17 protein-coding genes are annotated in these 16651 nt (G+C 62.8%); 8 read left to right on the forward strand and 9 right to left on the reverse strand.

Annotated features, from left to right (window positions below; translation table 11 throughout):
• Window positions 1–42 precede the first annotated feature (42 nt).
• Window positions 43–1071, forward strand: coding sequence for a helix-turn-helix domain-containing protein (locus ACQY5A_RS03435; protein WP_428338973.1), 1029 nt, complete (start codon window positions 43–45; stop codon window positions 1069–1071).
• Window positions 1072–1425: 354 nt separating this feature from the next.
• On the opposite strand, the gene ACQY5A_RS03440 is transcribed toward ACQY5A_RS03435, so the two are convergent.
• The 9 genes from ACQY5A_RS03440 to ACQY5A_RS03480 form a co-directional block, all read right to left on the reverse strand.
• The gene (locus ACQY5A_RS03440) at window positions 1426–2037 is read right to left on the reverse strand and encodes a TetR/AcrR family transcriptional regulator (RefSeq protein ID WP_428339118.1); all 612 of its coding nucleotides are present in this window, start codon (window positions 2035–2037) and stop codon (window positions 1426–1428) included.
• An 81-nt stretch (window positions 2038–2118) separates the two neighbouring features.
• Window positions 2119–3108 (reverse strand): 2-hydroxyacid dehydrogenase, encoded by a 990-nt coding sequence (locus tag ACQY5A_RS03445; RefSeq protein ID WP_428338974.1) that lies wholly within the window; start codon window positions 3106–3108, stop codon window positions 2119–2121.
• Window positions 3105–4775: an alpha-keto acid decarboxylase family protein gene (locus ACQY5A_RS03450; RefSeq protein WP_428338975.1), complete on the reverse strand. Its 1671-nt coding sequence runs from the start codon at window positions 4773–4775 to the stop codon at window positions 3105–3107. Before ACQY5A_RS03450 ends, ACQY5A_RS03445 begins: the two co-directional genes overlap by 4 nt.
• A gap of 339 nt (window positions 4776–5114) precedes the next feature.
• A complete protein-coding gene (locus tag ACQY5A_RS03455; protein WP_428338976.1) occupies window positions 5115–5774 on the reverse strand; it encodes a TetR/AcrR family transcriptional regulator in 660 nt (219 codons plus the stop codon).
• A complete protein-coding gene (locus ACQY5A_RS03460; RefSeq protein WP_428338977.1) occupies window positions 5771–6133 on the reverse strand; it encodes a non-heme iron oxygenase ferredoxin subunit in 363 nt (120 codons plus the stop codon). Before ACQY5A_RS03460 ends, ACQY5A_RS03455 begins: the two co-directional genes overlap by 4 nt.
• 56 nt (window positions 6134–6189) lie before the next feature.
• Window positions 6190–6942 carry an SDR family NAD(P)-dependent oxidoreductase gene (locus ACQY5A_RS03465; RefSeq protein WP_428338978.1) on the reverse strand — a complete coding sequence of 251 codons (753 nt, stop codon included), beginning with the start codon at window positions 6940–6942 and terminating at the stop codon, window positions 6190–6192.
• Window positions 6943–6981: 39 nt separating this feature from the next.
• Window positions 6982–7482 (reverse strand): aromatic-ring-hydroxylating dioxygenase subunit beta, encoded by a 501-nt coding sequence (locus tag ACQY5A_RS03470; RefSeq protein ID WP_428338979.1) that lies wholly within the window; start codon window positions 7480–7482, stop codon window positions 6982–6984.
• Entirely contained in the window at window positions 7479–8813 is a 1335-nt protein-coding gene (locus ACQY5A_RS03475) for an aromatic ring-hydroxylating oxygenase subunit alpha (RefSeq protein WP_428338980.1), read from the reverse strand. The genes ACQY5A_RS03470 and ACQY5A_RS03475 overlap by 4 nt, the downstream gene beginning before the upstream one ends.
• Before the next feature lie 44 nt (window positions 8814–8857).
• On the reverse strand, window positions 8858–9823 hold the full coding sequence (locus ACQY5A_RS03480; protein WP_428338981.1) for a VOC family protein: 966 nt from the start codon (window positions 9821–9823) through the stop codon (window positions 8858–8860).
• A gap of 359 nt (window positions 9824–10182) precedes the next feature.
• On the opposite strand from ACQY5A_RS03480, the gene ACQY5A_RS03485 reads away from it, so the two are divergent.
• The 7 genes from ACQY5A_RS03485 to ACQY5A_RS03515 all read left to right on the forward strand — a co-directional run bounded on the left by ACQY5A_RS03485 (window position 10183) and on the right by ACQY5A_RS03515 (window position 16615).
• Complete coding sequence (locus tag ACQY5A_RS03485; protein WP_428338982.1) at window positions 10183–10968, forward strand: IclR family transcriptional regulator; 786 nt, start codon at window positions 10183–10185, stop codon at window positions 10966–10968.
• A 106-nt stretch (window positions 10969–11074) separates the two neighbouring features.
• Complete coding sequence (locus tag ACQY5A_RS03490; RefSeq protein ID WP_428338983.1) at window positions 11075–12265, forward strand: NAD(P)/FAD-dependent oxidoreductase; 1191 nt, start codon at window positions 11075–11077, stop codon at window positions 12263–12265.
• Complete coding sequence (locus ACQY5A_RS03495; RefSeq protein ID WP_428338984.1) at window positions 12262–13029, forward strand: CoA transferase subunit A; 768 nt, start codon at window positions 12262–12264, stop codon at window positions 13027–13029. The genes ACQY5A_RS03490 and ACQY5A_RS03495 overlap by 4 nt, the downstream gene beginning before the upstream one ends.
• On the forward strand, window positions 13026–13667 hold the full coding sequence (locus ACQY5A_RS03500) for a 3-oxoacid CoA-transferase subunit B (RefSeq protein ID WP_428338985.1): 642 nt from the start codon (window positions 13026–13028) through the stop codon (window positions 13665–13667). Before ACQY5A_RS03495 ends, ACQY5A_RS03500 begins: the two co-directional genes overlap by 4 nt.
• Before the next feature lie 211 nt (window positions 13668–13878).
• Window positions 13879–14781, forward strand: coding sequence for an alpha/beta hydrolase (locus tag ACQY5A_RS03505; RefSeq protein ID WP_428338986.1), 903 nt, complete (start codon window positions 13879–13881; stop codon window positions 14779–14781).
• A 470-nt stretch (window positions 14782–15251) separates the two neighbouring features.
• Window positions 15252–16307: an alpha/beta fold hydrolase gene (locus ACQY5A_RS03510; RefSeq protein WP_428338987.1), complete on the forward strand. Its 1056-nt coding sequence runs from the start codon at window positions 15252–15254 to the stop codon at window positions 16305–16307.
• Window positions 16308–16348: 41 nt separating this feature from the next.
• Entirely contained in the window at window positions 16349–16615 is a 267-nt protein-coding gene (locus ACQY5A_RS03515) for a hypothetical protein (protein ID WP_428338988.1), read from the forward strand.
• Window positions 16616–16651 lie beyond the last annotated feature (36 nt).

Below are 16651 nucleotides of genomic sequence, written 5' to 3' on the forward strand. Positions count from 1 at the left end.
GCGAGGCTCGGTAGCCTTCACTGGAGCGAAAGTGGAGGACTGATGAGTGCAGCAGCATTCGAACCGGACCGACTCCGTGTCGGTCGTGAGCTTGTCGGACTGAGTCAGAGCCAGTTGGCAAGCAGGGCCGATCTCTCTCCCGCGGCGATCAGCCAGTTCGAAAGCGGAGCGACCAGACCTAGTCCAGAGACGATCACTGAGTTGAGCGCAGCTCTCCAGATGCCACGCAATTTCTTCTCTCGGCCCCTCGCCGAAACTCATGACGGTTTTTTCCGAGCATTACGGCGCACCAACGTCACCGATCGACGCAGGGCGCGCGCCGTCGCTCACATCGCGCATGACCTCGCGAACGCAGCCGCAGCCGCAGGCAAATTTCCTGACCTGGATATTCCGACACTTCGTGTCACTGACCTCAACGCCACGCGCGCGTCCATCGAGTCTGTCGCACAGGAGGTTCGGGGTTACTGGGGCCTGCCACGCGGGCCACTAAGCGATATTGTGCAGCTTCTGGAATCACGCGGTGTTGTGGTCATTCGACTCCCACTCGACAGCGCAGATGTAGATGCCTTCTCTCTTCCGTTTCCCGACCACCCCGTGGTCGTCTTAGGCAGCGATAAGGCGGATCGGGCGCGTTCTCGCTTCGATGGCGCGCACGAGCTTGGTCACCTGGTAATGCACGGTGAACAAATATGGGGAATGAAGGAAGTAGAAACCCAGGCGCATCAGTTTGCCGCGGCGTTTCTAATGCCTGCGAACGACATTCGCGAGCAACTGCCGACAACAGTCGACTGGCAGCAACTCTTTGCTCTTAAACAACAGTGGCAAGTGTCACTGGCAGCGCTGTTGATGAGAGCCCGTGTACTAGGGCGTATGAATGAGCGCACGTATCTGACTGCCGTGAAAACGATTTCGGCGCGCGGCTGGCGTCGTCAGGAACCGGTACCGCTCGGCGACCCAGAGCAACCAGAGTTCCTGGCACGGTTTCTCGCGACTGCCAGGAGCCGCGAGGTTCGCAGTTACCTACCCGCCAAAGTGGTCGACAGCATCTCCGCCGCGAATGGCATCGCTTAGCCCAAATGCCGCGCGAGGCGGGCGTAGCAGAAATCCGCAGAGTGCATGCCGCGACCTCAGTTGGTGGTTGAGGCGGGCGGGTCCGGTCCCATCCGATGTCGCTTGAGCAGGTGTTTTGCAGCGAAGATTAGCAGCCCCTCGCGACACGCAGAAGTTTTGTCAAAGTAGCCAGGCGTGTCTTGTCAATCTTCGTTGCATCTCGACAGCGGCGGCGGCGGGGTCGAGCTAGCGGCCAGAGCACCACCTCTTAAATTGGCTGTTCAGACCTAGGTCCAACCTTCATGAAGTTGCTCCGTAGTCGCCTGACGATAGGCGAGCCCCGCATGGATTGCTGGGACCCGTGCGAGGGGCCGCTCAGGTCGGCGGATCGTCCGAAGGTGAGTGGGGTGGGGTGTGTTGGGTCAGTGCGGTGGTGATGGAGGTTTCGGCGAGTCGCGCGGCGGCGTGGGGATCAGCGGCCAGGTCGGTGAGCACCGTGATGGTGAATAGCGGACTGAGGTGCGCGGCGACAACATCGCCGAACTCTGGTGGTAGGGGACCGGCCCCGCCGGCGGCTTCCCACAGGGTGTGGGCGATGCTTCGGTGTCGCTTGACACGGTTGTCTCTCAATTCGGTTGCAGCAGTGGACAGTTGCGGTGACAGGTCGCGTCGGGCGGTGAGGTCCCAGATTCCGTGGGCGGTTTCGGCGGCGCGGATGTGAATGACCGTGCAGATGTCGTGCAGCCAGGGTCGCCAGTCACCCCCGGTGAGGGGTGGCAGCCGGTCTTCCAGATCGCGCGCGCCGTGTCGCACCGCGGCGGCGAGGAGCTCTTCACGGGTGGAGAAGTAACGGAAGACGGTGCTGCGATTGACCCCCGCGCAGGCGGCGACCGCGTCGACTGTGACGTCGAGTCCGTGAGTGATCATGCTGTCTTGAGCCGCCCGGATCAGCACCTCGACGATGGCCCGGCGTTTGGCTTCTTGCATGCTCGTCAACTCGGGCCTCCTAGTGTCCGATGTCTGATGCTGCCCGGTTGAGCCGGGCCGCGGAAGCAAACCCGGTGATGATCATGTCCTCACCGGTAGGACGGGGGTGATCAGCTCGCCGGTGGTGAGGTAGCTGCGCAGGTTGGCCATCAGGCAGCTGCTCATGGCGACGGCGGTGCGGTCGGTGCCGCCACCAATGTGCGGAGTGAGCGCGACGTTGTCCAGGGCCGCCAGCGCGGCGGACAGTTTGGGCTCTCCGGAGAACACGTCCAGGCCTGCCCCGGCCAACGCACCCGAGCCACACAACTCGATCAGCGCGTCCTGGTCGATCACATCGCCGCGGGCGACGTTGACCACATATCCGTTGGAGCCCAGCGCGCTCAAGACGTCGCGGTCGACCAGTTGACGGGTGTGCGGGCCACCGGTAGTGGCCACGATGAGCACATCTACGCTGCTGGCCAGGGCGGTGGGGGTGTCGGCATAGCGGTAGGGACTGGCCGGGAGGCGGCGGCGGTTGTGATACGCCAGCTGGCAGTCGAACGCGCCGAGGCGGCGCGCGATACGCATGCCGATGCGGCCCAACCCGAGAATTCCGACGCGCGCGCCGGTCAGATCCCGGGTTTGCATGAACGAGTTGGTGTACTGGTAGCCACGCTGAGCCCGCAGGTAGCGTTCGGCGGCGCTGAATCGGCGCAGCGCGTTGAGCGTCAGGGCGACGGCGGTGTCGGCGACGCTGGCACACAACTCATCGGGGGCAGTGTTACTGACCCCGATGCCGCGCTGTTGTGCGGCGTCCAGGTCGATCGCGTCGCAGCCGTCGCCCAAGCTGACGATGGCCTCCAGCTCGGGCAACATCGAGATTAGCGCGGCGTCAACGCCGGGAGGCCCGGCGGTCACCAGCGCCCGCGCGGTCCCGGCGTGCTCGCCGATGCGGGCCGCTCGCTCCCGGCCATCGGTTAAGTACACCGCGCCGAACTCGGCGCGCAACGCATCGACTATGGCGTCGGGCAGTGCGCCCTGGGACAGCACTATTACCGGGTTGCCCAAACGCTCTCGTGCAGCGGCGTTCACGACCCAGATCCCAACAGCGCACCGAAGGTTCGGGTCAGGACAGAGGGGACGTCGTCGGGAGACAGCATGACTTCAATCAGCGTGCATCGGCCTTGGTCATGGTGTTTCGCTGCGTCGTGTAGGGCGCCGTCGAGCTCGCCCTCGGTGTGAACCTTGATCCCGACAGCGTTACCGGTGGGGTCAAACACCGAGACCAACCGGTGGTAGTCCCAGGAGTGCAGGTGGTTGTAAGCGTTGTCTTGCGGCTCGGCGAAGCCGACGACATTCTCGATGACGTAGCGGCCGTTGTTCAGCACGAAGATGATGGGGGCGAATCCGTGCCGCAGTACGGTGGCGATCGACTGGGCTGTCATCTGGAGGGCTCCATCGCCAGTGATCATGACGTGGCGCCGGTCAGGCGCGGCGACCTGTGTGCCGACCAGCGCGGGCGGAGCGAATCCGATTGCGCCCCAGCTGAACTGGGTGATTGTGTCGACACCCGCCGGTTTCGGAACGCCCGTGGCGGAGTTGCAGGTGCCCTGATCGACGACGAACACGTCGTCCTCGCGCAGAAATGTAGCGAGCCTGGCGTAGAGCCGGTCCTGGGTGATGGCGGCCTGCGCGTCGAGGCTGAACGAGTCTCTCGGCGCAAGAGCCGGCAGGGCGTCGTAATCTCCGAGTTCGCCGACCTGTGCCGTCAGGGCGCGCATCACGCCGTCCAGGCCCACACCCGAATACGTGGTGTCTGCTACGCGGGCGGTGTCGATGCCCAGATCGATCACGGTGTCGTCATGCCAGGTGAGGTCGGCAGCGCCCTGATTCGTCTCTCCGACCCGAAGGCCCAGCCGCAGGAGCAGGTCAGCGCCAGCGACTCGCTCGGTGATCTGGTCACCCGGCACACCAAGGTAGGTTCCCAAAAATTCCGGGCGGGTCTCATCGAAAGAGGCCGAGATTCCGCTGAATACCGTCGCCACCGGGATACCTGTTTGCGCGGCGAAGTCCTGCACGACAGACGTGAGGCCGTAACGGCCCACCGCGGCGTCGGCCAGAATGACGGGCCGGCCGGCGGCTTGCAGACGCCCCAGCAGCACAGAGAGAAACGCGTCCAGCCGGGCTGGATCGCCCTGCGGGGTGGACAACGCCAACTTCGTCGATGGCCGATCGGCGGGCTGGTCTCCTACATCTTGGGGGACCGCCAGGTACACCGGCAGCTTCTGCGCCCAGCACGCCGTGAGCACTCGGTCGACCTCGGCCGTAGCGTTCTGCGTGGTCAGCACGGCGTGATCACACGTCATCTCCGCGGCGATGCGGGCAAACCCGTCGAAGTCATTGCGCAACCCGTGATGTGTTTGCTGACGGCCCTTGGGCGCCTCGGTCGGTGGGTGCCCAACGATGGCGACTATGGGCACTCCTTCACTGAAGGCCCCCGCCAGCCCGCACGACGCGCTGAGCTCGCCCACTCCGCAGGTCACCATATAGGCCCCCACCCCGTGGATACGGGCGTAGCCGTCGGCGGCATACGCGCCGCTGAGCTCGTTGCACTCCCCGACCCACGCCAGGTCGGGGTCGGCCTCCAGCGCCGCGAAAAGCGGGAACGCATAGTCGCCCGGCACCCCAAACACGTGTCCGATACCCATCTCCTTGAGCCGGTCCAACAAGTACTGGCCGACCGTGTAGTGCTCGCTCATGACCCATCCTTCCGGTGGTGCGACTAATAAGTCGCATATTTAGAACTTGTGAGTCGTGTATACCCGACTAATCCGTCTTAGTAAACGTCATGGCGGTGGACAGTCGCGCACCGACCCATTTTGGCCCAGGTCACCGAGGCGCAGTAACGACACGGCGTTGTTCTTCGGCGCGCCTCGCGCCATCGTTTGGAGAGATGCTCGGCTAAATCGGAGTGTTGACGGAACGAAGTCCATGTTCAACACGCCGACGTCATCCCCGTCTTTTCGACAGTCAGGCGGCAGCGACGACGAGTGCACAGCGGTCTCGGCATGACGGCTGAGTTATCAGACTTTCGCCGCTCACGCGGGTGTGGTTTCCGCCAGACCGTCGAGCAGGATTGTGGCAAATAACGCTGCCACGCTCGCTACCGTTTGCTCATCGCTTGGATTCAGCCATCGGTGCATCCAGTTGAGTGACCCTTGGATGACTAGCGCGGTGGCGTGGGGGCTGCCGAGATCACGGAACTCGCAGGCTCCAACGCCTTCTTGAACGATGTCCTCCAGCGTCGACATGTACAGGTCGGCCAGTTCGGCTAGTCGGCGAAATTCGGCGTCAGCGCGCGCATCGTCGCGACTCCGAACTCGGCGCATGTCCTCCTGAACGAAGATGTGCAGCGACGGGTAGTGGCGATCGAACGACAATACGATGTGCGTGATGAGGGCCGTGAGGCGCTCTCGCGCGGTGCCCGGTCCGGTTCTGATCGCCCGAGCGTGGGCGACCACTTCTTCAGTCGACTCCAGGATCACCGCGCGAAACAGCTGCTCTTTGCTGCCGAAGTAGTAGTACAAGCTGGCTCGGTCGACACCGATGGCTTCGCTGACATCGTGCAAACTGGTGCCCGAAAGGCCTTTGATGCGAAAGACTTCCGCAGCAGCCCTGATAAGTGCCCTTCGCCGGGTGGTGTAGTTACGGCTGGGCGCCTGGCCGGCCCGTTGGCGTTTGCGCGACAGTTCACTCATCCCGACCGGTTTCCGTTGGCGGCCGTGTTATCAGTCGGTGCAACACCGTGACCGTCCACGTCCACCAGCACGCGCCCGTCGATAACGCTGACCGGATATGTCGTTAGTGCTTTCAATGCCGGAAGGCACAGGGCACGTCCGTCCCGGACGTCGAAACGCGCCATGTGCAGTGAACAGACCACTTCATGCCCCTCCAATTCGCCGTCGTCGCCGAGCGACCATTCCTCGTGACTGCACGAATCCTGTGTGGCATAGAAGTCGTCACCCACGCGATACACCGCTACGTGCGGGGCGGCGGGCATCGGGCGCGCCTCACCGTCGGCGAGGTCGTTGACGGTGAAAGCGAAGGTCAAAGACATGGTCTCCTCCGGTCTGGAAAAGGCTGTGGTCACGTCGGCGTGGCCACGGTGTGAAATCACAACATCGAGCTGCCGCCGTTGACGCTCAAGATTTGTCCGGTCACGAATCCCGCGTCGTCCGATGCCAGATAGGCTGTCGCGGCTGCAATTTCATCGACGGTGCCGCCGCGGCCAGCCGGAATGGAGCCACGAATTTGCTCAAGGAATCGCTCGTGTTCGCGCCGGTCGCGTTCGGGCATCCGCTCCATTAACGCCGCGTGCTCGGGCGTGATCACCATCGCTGGCGCGACCACGTTGAAAGTGATGTGGTACTGCGCGAACTCGCGTGCCAGGCCGGGTGTCACGCCATGGACGGCGCCCTTGGCGGCGCTGTAGATGGCGTGCTGCCACAGCCCGTTACGAACGGATTCCGCACCGATGCTCACCACTCGGCCGTAGTTGCGTTCGATCATGTGCGGAATCATCTCGATGGTGGTGTAGAGCATCGTCCACACATTGCGGTCGAACGTTTCGCGAAGCGTGGCGTCGGAGTGTGTCAGCGTCGGCCGGATGACCCCTCCACCGGCATTGTTGACGAGAATGTCGACATGCCCGAACGCATCAATTGCGGCATTGACGAGTCTCTTCGCGCCTGCGCGTTGGCTGAGATCGACGACCACCCCGATGGCGCCTTCGGTGCCGACGGCCGGTATCGATGGAAGCGCCTTTTTCAGACTTTCTTCGTTCAGGTCGGCCAGGCACACCCTGACTCCCAGGGACGCCAGATGGCGTGCGATGCCGAGACCGAGGCCGCTGGCTGCGCCGGTCACGACCGCTATCCTTCCGCTGATGTTCACTGTCGGCCTGACTCAGAGGACGATGCTGATCTTGCCGTGTGGGTCGAGGACATCGTGGTCCAAGATCGCCTTGCGGCGAGCGATCTTCCATCCGTCCGCCTCGAGCGCGAGGTCGTATTCGTAGCGCCCCACATAGGTGACGTCAATGCCGTTTCGCACTCGGTATACCGCGAAGTTTGCGCCCACCCGGATCTGACCGATGTCGGCGGAGATGATCCGCACGTTGGTGATAAGCCGGCGTGTTCTGGAGTGCGGGAATTCAGCATGCGCGGTCGGTTTTTTCAACCGGATCACGCGCTGCTCAAGCATGGGTCGACGGTCGTGGATGAGCGCGAAGGTCTCGGCCGGATCATCTTCGGGCCGGTCCGGCGCGGGTACCTCGTAAACGCAGTCGATGGTGAAGAGGTCCAACCACTCTTCGAGCCGCCACTCGTCCAGTAGCGCGGCTTCGTAGAAGAGGAAGTCTTCCACATCCGCACGGGTCAACGTCGCGGCGGACACGACGCCAGTCATCGCGTCGTCCCGCTGCTAAAGGTCTCGAGTACCGGCTTTGCGGAGGATTGCTCGAGATAAGACGTGTCGTAAGGGGATCCTTCCGGAATGGTGCTTTCGCCAGTGATCGATGCGTTCCACTGGCGCCAGAAGCAGCGCATTTGAAGCTCGTCCACGGCGGTCGGCTGTTGTGACCCCATTCCACGGGAGATGTCGGACCACTCAATCTCTTGCATCGACGAGAAGCCCCGCTGACACTGCTCAAGCCCCTCAACGTCATCGGGTGTCGCGAGACCGGCCGGCCCCCAGAAGGTCAAGGCGTTGTCGATTCGGTAGAGCTTCAGTGCCTCCGACACATCCCTGGGCATGAGTTGCCAGCCGGTGATCTCGGTGCGGTCGGGAGCGAGCGGATACATCGTCCGGACCTGAATCCCGAAGTTGAGGTCGATGATCGCCATGTTCGGAAACACGATGAGGTTACGGGTGGTGTTCAGCATCTGTTTTGTGCGGGCCTCGCCAACGCGGTTCACCATTTCCGAGCGCCGCAACACGGTCGCCGCCAGAATCTCTTCCGACATCAAAGGCATACCGAGTTCCGGACTCTCCACCACGGCGTGACCATTGCCAAGATCCCATCCGGCGCCCCGGCCCTGCTCAGCAATCAGGCCCGGGGTGACCCCGAGGTTCAGCATCATCTCGAAGTAAGTTTGGTGAACCGTGAAGGCGTGATACCCGTCGCAGCTGTTCTCCATCAACAGCTTCCAATTCGCGCGCATGGAGTAGTTGTGGGTGCCGTGCACGATGTACATGCCAGTCGAAGATTGGTCGGCAACCAGGTCGATCAGGTGCTTGGCGTCCGCCAGATAGGTTTGCAGGTCGGGCGCATCGTTGCTGAAGGTGAGATACGTGAAACCGCGGTAGGTCTCGGCCCGGGGCTTGAAGAGGCCGTGTTCGCCGCGGTCGAACGCTTCGCTGTACCGATCACCGTCAGGCACGCTCACTAGCGTGCCCGCGTTGTTGTAGGCCCAGCCGTGGTAGAAGCAGGTGAAGATTTTGCGGTTGCCTCGGCGTTCGCGGCACACCTCGGCCCCGCGGTGGCGGCAGCTGTTGAGCATGACGTTAACCTGGCCCTGCTTGTCTCTTGTGTAGATCACGGTGCGCCCGCCGACCCGCCTGGTCTGGAAGTCGTTCGGGTTGGGGATCTCTGACTCATGGCCGACGTAAAGCCAGCTCTGGCCGAAAATCTCTTTCTGCTCTTTGCTGAAGATCTCCTCAGATGTGAAGGCAGACCGGTGGATTCGGAACAGCCCCTTCTCCCTGTCGTCGACGACCAACTTGCCTGGAGTGGTCACAAATATGTCGCCTCTCGCCTCGGGTGCGCTGCTGGGAAACGTGGTCACGCGTCGCCGACCGGTAACGCGCCGACTGCTAGCGGTTCGACGGCCTTTCCGCCGTCGTTGTCGATCGGTGTGCGAACGCCGGGGGGGAGCATCGCCCGCGACGACGGTTCGACCGGCATATCCGGTAACGGCGACAGCCAGATGTCGGCGGTCTCGGGAGCCATGGGCAGAATTCTCGCCTTATGCGTCGCATCGTCCACCTGCGGATGACCCGTGCAGAATTCGACGGCAAAGCCTCGCGCTTCATCCTGCATGTAGACGCCGATGGAGCCCGATGGCGCGTGGCGGAGCAGGTCATCGCGCAATCTGACTCCGTGACGTAACGCATTGTTGCGGAAGCGCATCACGTCGTCGATCGACTCGACCTGGACACAGAAGTGGTTGAACGCCGAGCGGTGGCCCCTGAGCAACACGAGCGAGTGGTGATATCTGTCGCCGGCCCGTAAGAATGCGACTTTGTCAGCGATCCAATCGGACGGCTTGAAGCTGAGGACGTCTTGGTAGAAACGGGTCGTGATATCGAACTGCGCAGTCTCCCAGCCACCATGCAAAAACTTCTCCATTTTTACACCGGTGTTGACCGGTGCGACGCCACGCTCGTACATTCCCGAATACAGTTCAATGTCCGTGCCGCCGGGGTCGGTAAATCGGAGCCAGCGAGATACGCGGTCGGCCGCAGGGTTGCCGCCCTCTTCGAACGTGATCTTCCGGCTTTTCAACTCCTCGCGGACGTGCCCGAAGCTTTCTTCACCGGTGACCTCGTACCCGATTCGCTTGACCCCCTGTCCGTTTCCTTCTTCCAACCGCACCCAATGGTGTTCTCGCCCGCCGGTCATGAACGCAGTCGATCCGACAACCTCGGTGAGGTCGAGCCGGCCGAATCGGGTATAAAACTCGGTAGCTTCGACGAGATCGCTCACGCCGATCGCGAGGTAACCGAACTTGTGGACGATGTCTTGCATGCACATTCCCGTCTTGAACTGCGAGCCGTCGGTCGCAAGTTGGTCGGTGAGTGACTAGCGCGTCCGAGCCTGGAAGCCTGTTCCTTTGTGTACTAGCGGTTTATGGCACGCAGGCTGCGCTGCCAAGGTTCGCGTTCCGCATTGCGGGACCGGATGAAGTGCCGCCACCTGATGTCCAATGGCGACCGCGGACCGAGCAGCTTTCAACACACATGTTGACTAGGCTGTCTGGGTTCCGTAACGTTGCGCCCGTTAGACCGCTCCACATGGCATTTGCCGGTCTGGGCAGACCCGCATTTGTGTGACCACAAGGAGGCAAGATGACTCCAGCAGCACCGCCTCGGTCATGCGCAGGATCATTGATCTCGACCTTCACGCAGACGCCAAACGTTCGCGAGGGCGGATCTGCGCTGGGCACCAGCGTAGGGAAGGCGCTGGCGGTGCTTGACTCTTTCCGCGGCGGTGGTTCGCTGCTTGGGGTCTCGCAGATCGCCGGTCGTGCCTGCATTCCCAAGAGCACCGCGCATCGTCTGCTGGGAGTGCTGGTAGCTCAGGGGTACGTCGAACGGGTCGACACGCGGTATCGGCTGGGTCGTGCTGCTTTCGAGCTCGGGAACATGGTCGCCGAATGCCGGCCGCGCAGTTTGCGTTCGATTGCCATCCCGTACATGTCCGATTTATACCGGAAATACGGTGCAACAGTGCATCTGGCGGTGCTCGACGGAATAGATGTGCTTTACGTCGAGAAGATCTACGGACACGATGGTGTAGACGTGCCCAGCCAAATTGGTGGCAGGATTCCGGCCCTGTGCACTGCGCTGGGAAAGGCAATGTTGGCATTTTCTGCCGAGGCCACGCGAGAGCGTGCCCTGTCGGCTCCCGTTCCGCGGCTGACGGTCAAGACCATGACCAACACTGCAATTCTGCGCGCGTCGTTGAGGGAGGCGCGCAAAACCGGAGTCGCCCGAGATAACGAGGGGTCATCGCTGGGAGCACATTGCATCGCAGCTCCTATCTTGCGTCGCTCCTCAGCCGAGGTTCTCGGTGCGATGTCCATGAGCCTCCTGCTGACGGAAAAGGTGACTCCAGAGTTAGAACGAGGACTTAGTCAGGCGGCCGCGTCAATCGGCGCAAAGTGCTCATAGTCGCGGTGCCGGTTCTGCGCCGTTCAGTTGCGCGGCAGGGTTGCGTGAGGGCTTCATTCCGCAGGACGGCACGGCCCTGGCGTAGCGCGCGGCGGGATCGCGCCGCATGAAATATTTGGGTGTAGTAATCGTCGGCGCGTCGCTGGCCGGCCTGCGAACGGCCGAAGCGCTGCGTGCCCGGAGCTACTGCGAGCCCATCACTCTGGTGGGCGCGGAACCGGGGTTGCCATACGATCGCCCACCGCTGTCCAAGGACTATCTGTCATCGGATCACTCGGGGGAGGTGCCTCTGCTCCGCAACGACGCGGCCTTGGCCGAACTCGACTTGGAAATCCGAGCTGAGACCCGCGCCATAAGGCTGGATGGGGATCGTCGACGGGTTTGCCTGTCGAATGGCGACGAAATGCCCTACGACGATGCGGTGATTGCGACGGGTGCCGATGCTCGCCGACTGCCGCTCAGCGAAGGGGTGGACGGCTTCCGGACGTTACGCACTTTGGCTGACGCCGAGCTCCTTCGCGCTGATTTCGATCGGCGCCCCAAGGTAGTCATCGTCGGCGGCGGGTTCATCGGCGCGGAAGTCGCCGCATCCGCCCGTGCGCGTGATCTCGACGTGGACCTCGTCGAACTCCTGCCTGCGCCGATGTCGGGTGCGCTGGGGCCAACGGTCGCAGCGCTGTTGGCAGACCTGCATACCGACCACGGCGTGCGGCTGCATTGCGGGGTAACGGTCGCCCGAGTGTTTGGAGCGCCACGAGTGGAGAAGGTCGAATTGTCCAACGGTACGGTTTTGGATGCCGACGTGGTAGTGATGGGTCTCGGCGTCGTCCCGGCAACAGCGTGGCTACGTGACAGCGGTCTGGATGTGCACAACGGGGTCAAGTGCGACGACCAGCTGCAAGCCATCGGCCGGACCGGCGTTTACGCTGTCGGAGATGTCGCCCGTTGGACGCATCCGATCTTCGGCGAGTCAATACGCGTCGAACATTGGACCAACGCCAACGAGCACGCAGACGTCGTCGCTTCGGTGATCATGGGAGAGCCGCGCGTCGCCGGAGCCGTGCCCTACGTCTGGTCGGATCAATATCACCGCAAGATTCAGATCGTCGGACGACCCGCCGCAGGCGACGACATCACGCTGATGGACGACCCCGCAGATGGCCGACACGTCGCGGTGTACGAGCGTCGGGGCAAAGTGGCTGGCGTGCTCACCGTCGATGCTCCAAGGACGATGCTGCGCGGCCGGCGCGCGATTGAGGCCGGCACATCCGCCGCGGAATTGGTGGCCAGCCTGTGAGCAGCAAGGTGGTGGACGCGGCCGCCGATGCGGTGGCCGACATCGGTCACTCGGCAACTTTGGCCGTGGGCGGATTCGGGCTGTGCGGCATCCCCGATGTACTGATCGGCGCAATCGTCGCGACGGGCAGTTCAGACCTCGAGATCATCTCCAACAACTGTGGCGTCGACGAATGGGGACTGGGTCTTCTGTTGTCGGCCGGCCGGATTCGCCGCATCGTCGCCTCATACGTGGGGGAGAACAAGGAGTTTGCCCGACGGTATCTGCACGGCGAGTTGGAAGTTGAACTGACGCCGCAGGGCACCCTCGCCGAACGGCTGAGGGCTGGGGGCGCGGGGATTCCCGCGTTCTTCACCCCGGCCGGCGCCGGCAGTTTGGTGAGCGACGGCGGGCTGCCGCTACGGTACAACGCCGACGGCTCCGTCGCGCTGGCCTCGGAGCCCAAGGAGACCCGTATGTTCGGCGGCCGCCCTTACGTGCTGGAAACCGCGCTGCGGGCAGATTTCGCATTGGTACACGCAGCTCTCGGCGACGCCGACGGCAACCTCGTCTTCAACAAGACCGCAATGAATTTCAATCCACTCGTCGCAATGGCAGGCCGGGTCACCATTGCTCAGGTTGAGCACCTCGTCGAGCCCGGTGAGATCGAGCCCGGCCAGGTTCACCTTCCCGGTGTTTTCGTGCAGCGCATCGTGTGTACCGGAGCCCAGGCGAAACGCATCGAGAAGCGGACGGTCCAGCCTGCCACGGCGGGTACCTCGTGACCGCACCGGGATGGACGCGCGATCAGATCGCGGCCCGGGCCGCGGCCGAGCTTCGAGACGGCGAATACGTCAATCTGGGGATCGGGCTACCCACCTTGATCCCCGGCTTCTTACCGCCCGGCGTCAAGGTGGTCCTGCATTCAGAGAACGGGATATTGGGTACAGGTCCGTACCCCGCCGACGACCGTGTCGACGCCGATCTCATCAACGCCGGCAAGGAAACGGTGACGGTCAACGCCGGGTCGTCGTTCTTCGACTCGGCCCTATCGTTCGCGATGATTCGTGGCGGACATATCGATACCGCGGTGCTCGGTGCGATGCAGGTATCTCGCGGAGGTGACCTCGCCAATTGGATGGTCCCGGGAAAGATGGTCAAGGGCATGGGCGGTGCGATGGATCTCGTGCACGGCGCCGGCCGCGTGATCGTGGTTATGGAACATACCGACCGTGAGGGCAATCCGAAGATCGTCGATCGCTGTTCGCTTCCATTGACCGGCCGACGTGTGGTGGATCGAATCATCACCAACCTTGCCGTCATCGACCGCGTAGACACCGAGCTTCATCTGCGCGAATGCGCGCCTGGGGTGAGCGTCGAGCACGTTTGCCAGAGCACCGCGACCGAGCTCATCGCCGAGTGAAACTCCCTGCTGGTTACCCGGCCGGGCATGTCCGCCCCGTCAACCACATGTGCCTGACGAACGTCGTCGTCATCAACAGCCGCGAGGCGATCGTCGCTGCGATGTCGTGCCGGGGGCCCACCCCGGCAATCGAGCGCGTCAGCACGTGCCCCGATGAACTCGAGGCGGCGGTGCTGAGTCACATCCCAACTTCGCCGAGAAAGGGCAGTAGATGAACTCACCCTCACGCAAGGCCCGCGCGATGGGATTCGCCATGCGCCACACCTCGCTGCTCAATCTGTGGCTGTGGGGTGGCGACCTCAGGCGGAAGAACTGGCGGCTACGACGCCGACTGTTGTGCAGGGCGCCACGTTCGGCTATGCGTAAAGGCCTCTCGGTGCGTGCGGAGATGTTCCGTGGTCGCACGGTGTGGCACATCGGCCCCCTGGAATCACGATCCTCGGTTCGCGTCCTCTACTGGCACGGTGGGGGTTTCGTCTTCGGGCCGATGTCTATCCACTGGAAGTTCATCAGCCGACTCGTGCGGGACTTCGGCATCTCCTTCATCGTCCCGCTTTATCCGCTGGCACCCGATGCGCAGGCGCCCGAGATCACCGACTTCGGCGTGGCGCTCTATCGCTCACTGGTGGCCACAACCGGGGCCGACGACCTCGTCATGGCGGGCGACTCCGCAGGCGGAATGCTCACGGCCGTCGTCGCACTGCTGGCTCAGGACGAAGGGATCGACCTGCCGAGGGGACTGGTGCTGATCTCGCCCGGACTTGAAGCGGTTCGGCGAGACGATCCGGACTATCCGCAGATCCGCCAGCGCGACAGCGTATTGAGCGATCGAACGATCGACGAGTTGCGTGCGCTGTACGCGGGCAACCTGTCCGCCGATGACCCCAGGATCAGCCCCATCGTGGGTGACTTCACGAACTTCCCGCCCATCTTGATGTTTGCCGGAACGGACGACGTGCTGGTATTGGAGTCGCGCGCATTCAAACGAAAGTGGCCTCAGGTGGAATACATTGAAGGGTCTGGCCTCTTCCACTGCTGGCCCATCATGCCGGTGCCCGAGGCAATTGCCGCCCAGAATCGGATCGCGCAGTTCGCTCGATCGGTGCTCGCCTAGCGACGGGGCACTGAAACTCTCATTCAGCAAACCCTAAGTTGGCGACCGCGAAGCCGACCCGCAAGCTCACTGTGTGCTAACGGTGGATAGCGGCCGGGTCGGCCGCTGCATACCCGCACCGTTGAGATAGACATTTCGACCCGAGCACGCCGCACCCCACACGAGTCGGGCTTCGTATTCTTCCATCGATCCTCCGGTGCCTCGCCGCACGCCAGCCGGGTTTGAACCCCGCCGATTCGTGGCCGAACGTTGCGTCATGCACGCGACGTTGTGCGCAAATCGCTGATTTGTACGCACCGCTGACCTTGGTCGGGACGTCATAAAGCATTGGCGATCCGCAACACCCCGTCGTGCCGCTACCTAGAACACCTTCCGGGGCGCCACCCACCGGCTGGCTTCGCGCCGCGGATCACACTCACCGCGCTGCGTCGCAGACGAGTTCCATTCAGCGAAATGGCAACCTTGCCAGCGTGCACGATCCCGACAATCATCCGCGTGAGAACCAGTCGATGCCAAGTTATGGGATGTATTGCACGCGAAAGGATCCGGTAGACGTGGCCTTAACCGATGAGGGAATCATCGAGGTACCGGGCATGATGAGCTGTTGGATCCGTCTCGCCAATGGCGAACGGGCACATTACATGACCGCTGGCGAGAGCGGCCCTCCAGTAGTGCTGTTGCACGGCGGAATCCCTGGATCGTCGGGGTTGGCCGGATGGCGCATGCTGGCGCCGCTTTTGGCGCAGGCAGGCTTTCGGATCTACTGCCCGGATCAGCCCGGCTTCGGACTCTCCGACCCGAGCCCGCAGTACTGGCCGGTCTACGGGCCCTATTCGCACATCAATTTTCTGGAACGATTCGTTGAGGCTTTGTGCCTTGACGAATTCTTTCTGTCGGGGAATTCGATGGGCTGTATCAACACCTCCCACTACGTCGTGCGCTATCCGCATCGGGTTAAAAAGTTCATCCTCATCGCGGGGCCCGTCGGCGACCTTATTTCGTTCGGGACAACCGATCTCAAGGCCGACGTCGGATGGGACGGCACCCGCGAGACGATGAAAAAGATGATGAGCTCCATCATCCACCGCCCGGAAGCGATCACCGATGATCTCCTCGAGATGCGGATGCGTTCGGCTGACACCCACAAAGACTCCTGGATCGCCTGGCAAAAGGCCACATTGCATGGCGAGATTCCGCCGGACATTGCGACCGCCATGTCAACAAAGAATCGGCTTGACCGCCTCGAGATTCCGGCCCTGTGCCTATACGGGAAGAACGACCTCATCCTTCCCGTTCAGGAGCTCGGCCACCGCGTCGAGGACGCGCTGCCCAGAGTGCAGTTCTTCTATCCCGACGACTGCGGGCATCAAGGGCAGACCGACCAACCGGAACTGTTCGCCCAGGTCTTTACGGAGTTTTTCCGCTACGGTCGGGTCAGCCGGGACACCGCCGACCGTGCGGGAGTTTCAGATCGCCGTGCCGAGATACCGGAGCTGGTTGAACAGCGCCAAACGGCTAAGGTCTAGGCCCTTTCGAAGCGATCGGTGGGCCTGCGTCGGGACGACGGGTGAAGATCATCACGCACCACGCTGGGGGTGCCGACAAGCTGTTGCGTATCGAGGCAGCGGGATGCGCGGTGCACATCACGGTCGGGTTGCACGACGCGGACGGACAAGAGTTCACGGCCATCGAAATCGAGCCGCTACAGCCCGCCGACAATTCCGACATATGGGTCGTCCGAGGGCAGGCCACCACCGTCGTCGTTAATCACGGCCCGCAGGTGATGGCCGGGGATCAGCATGGCGTCGGCGCCGACCGCGACCGGCCCGCTTGACGCGGGACGGCGGCCAGCGATAAGCCTTGCGGGGAG

It is taken from the genome of Mycobacterium sp. (assembly GCF_965277065.1).
Classification (GTDB): domain Bacteria; phylum Actinomycetota; class Actinomycetes; order Mycobacteriales; family Mycobacteriaceae; genus Mycobacterium.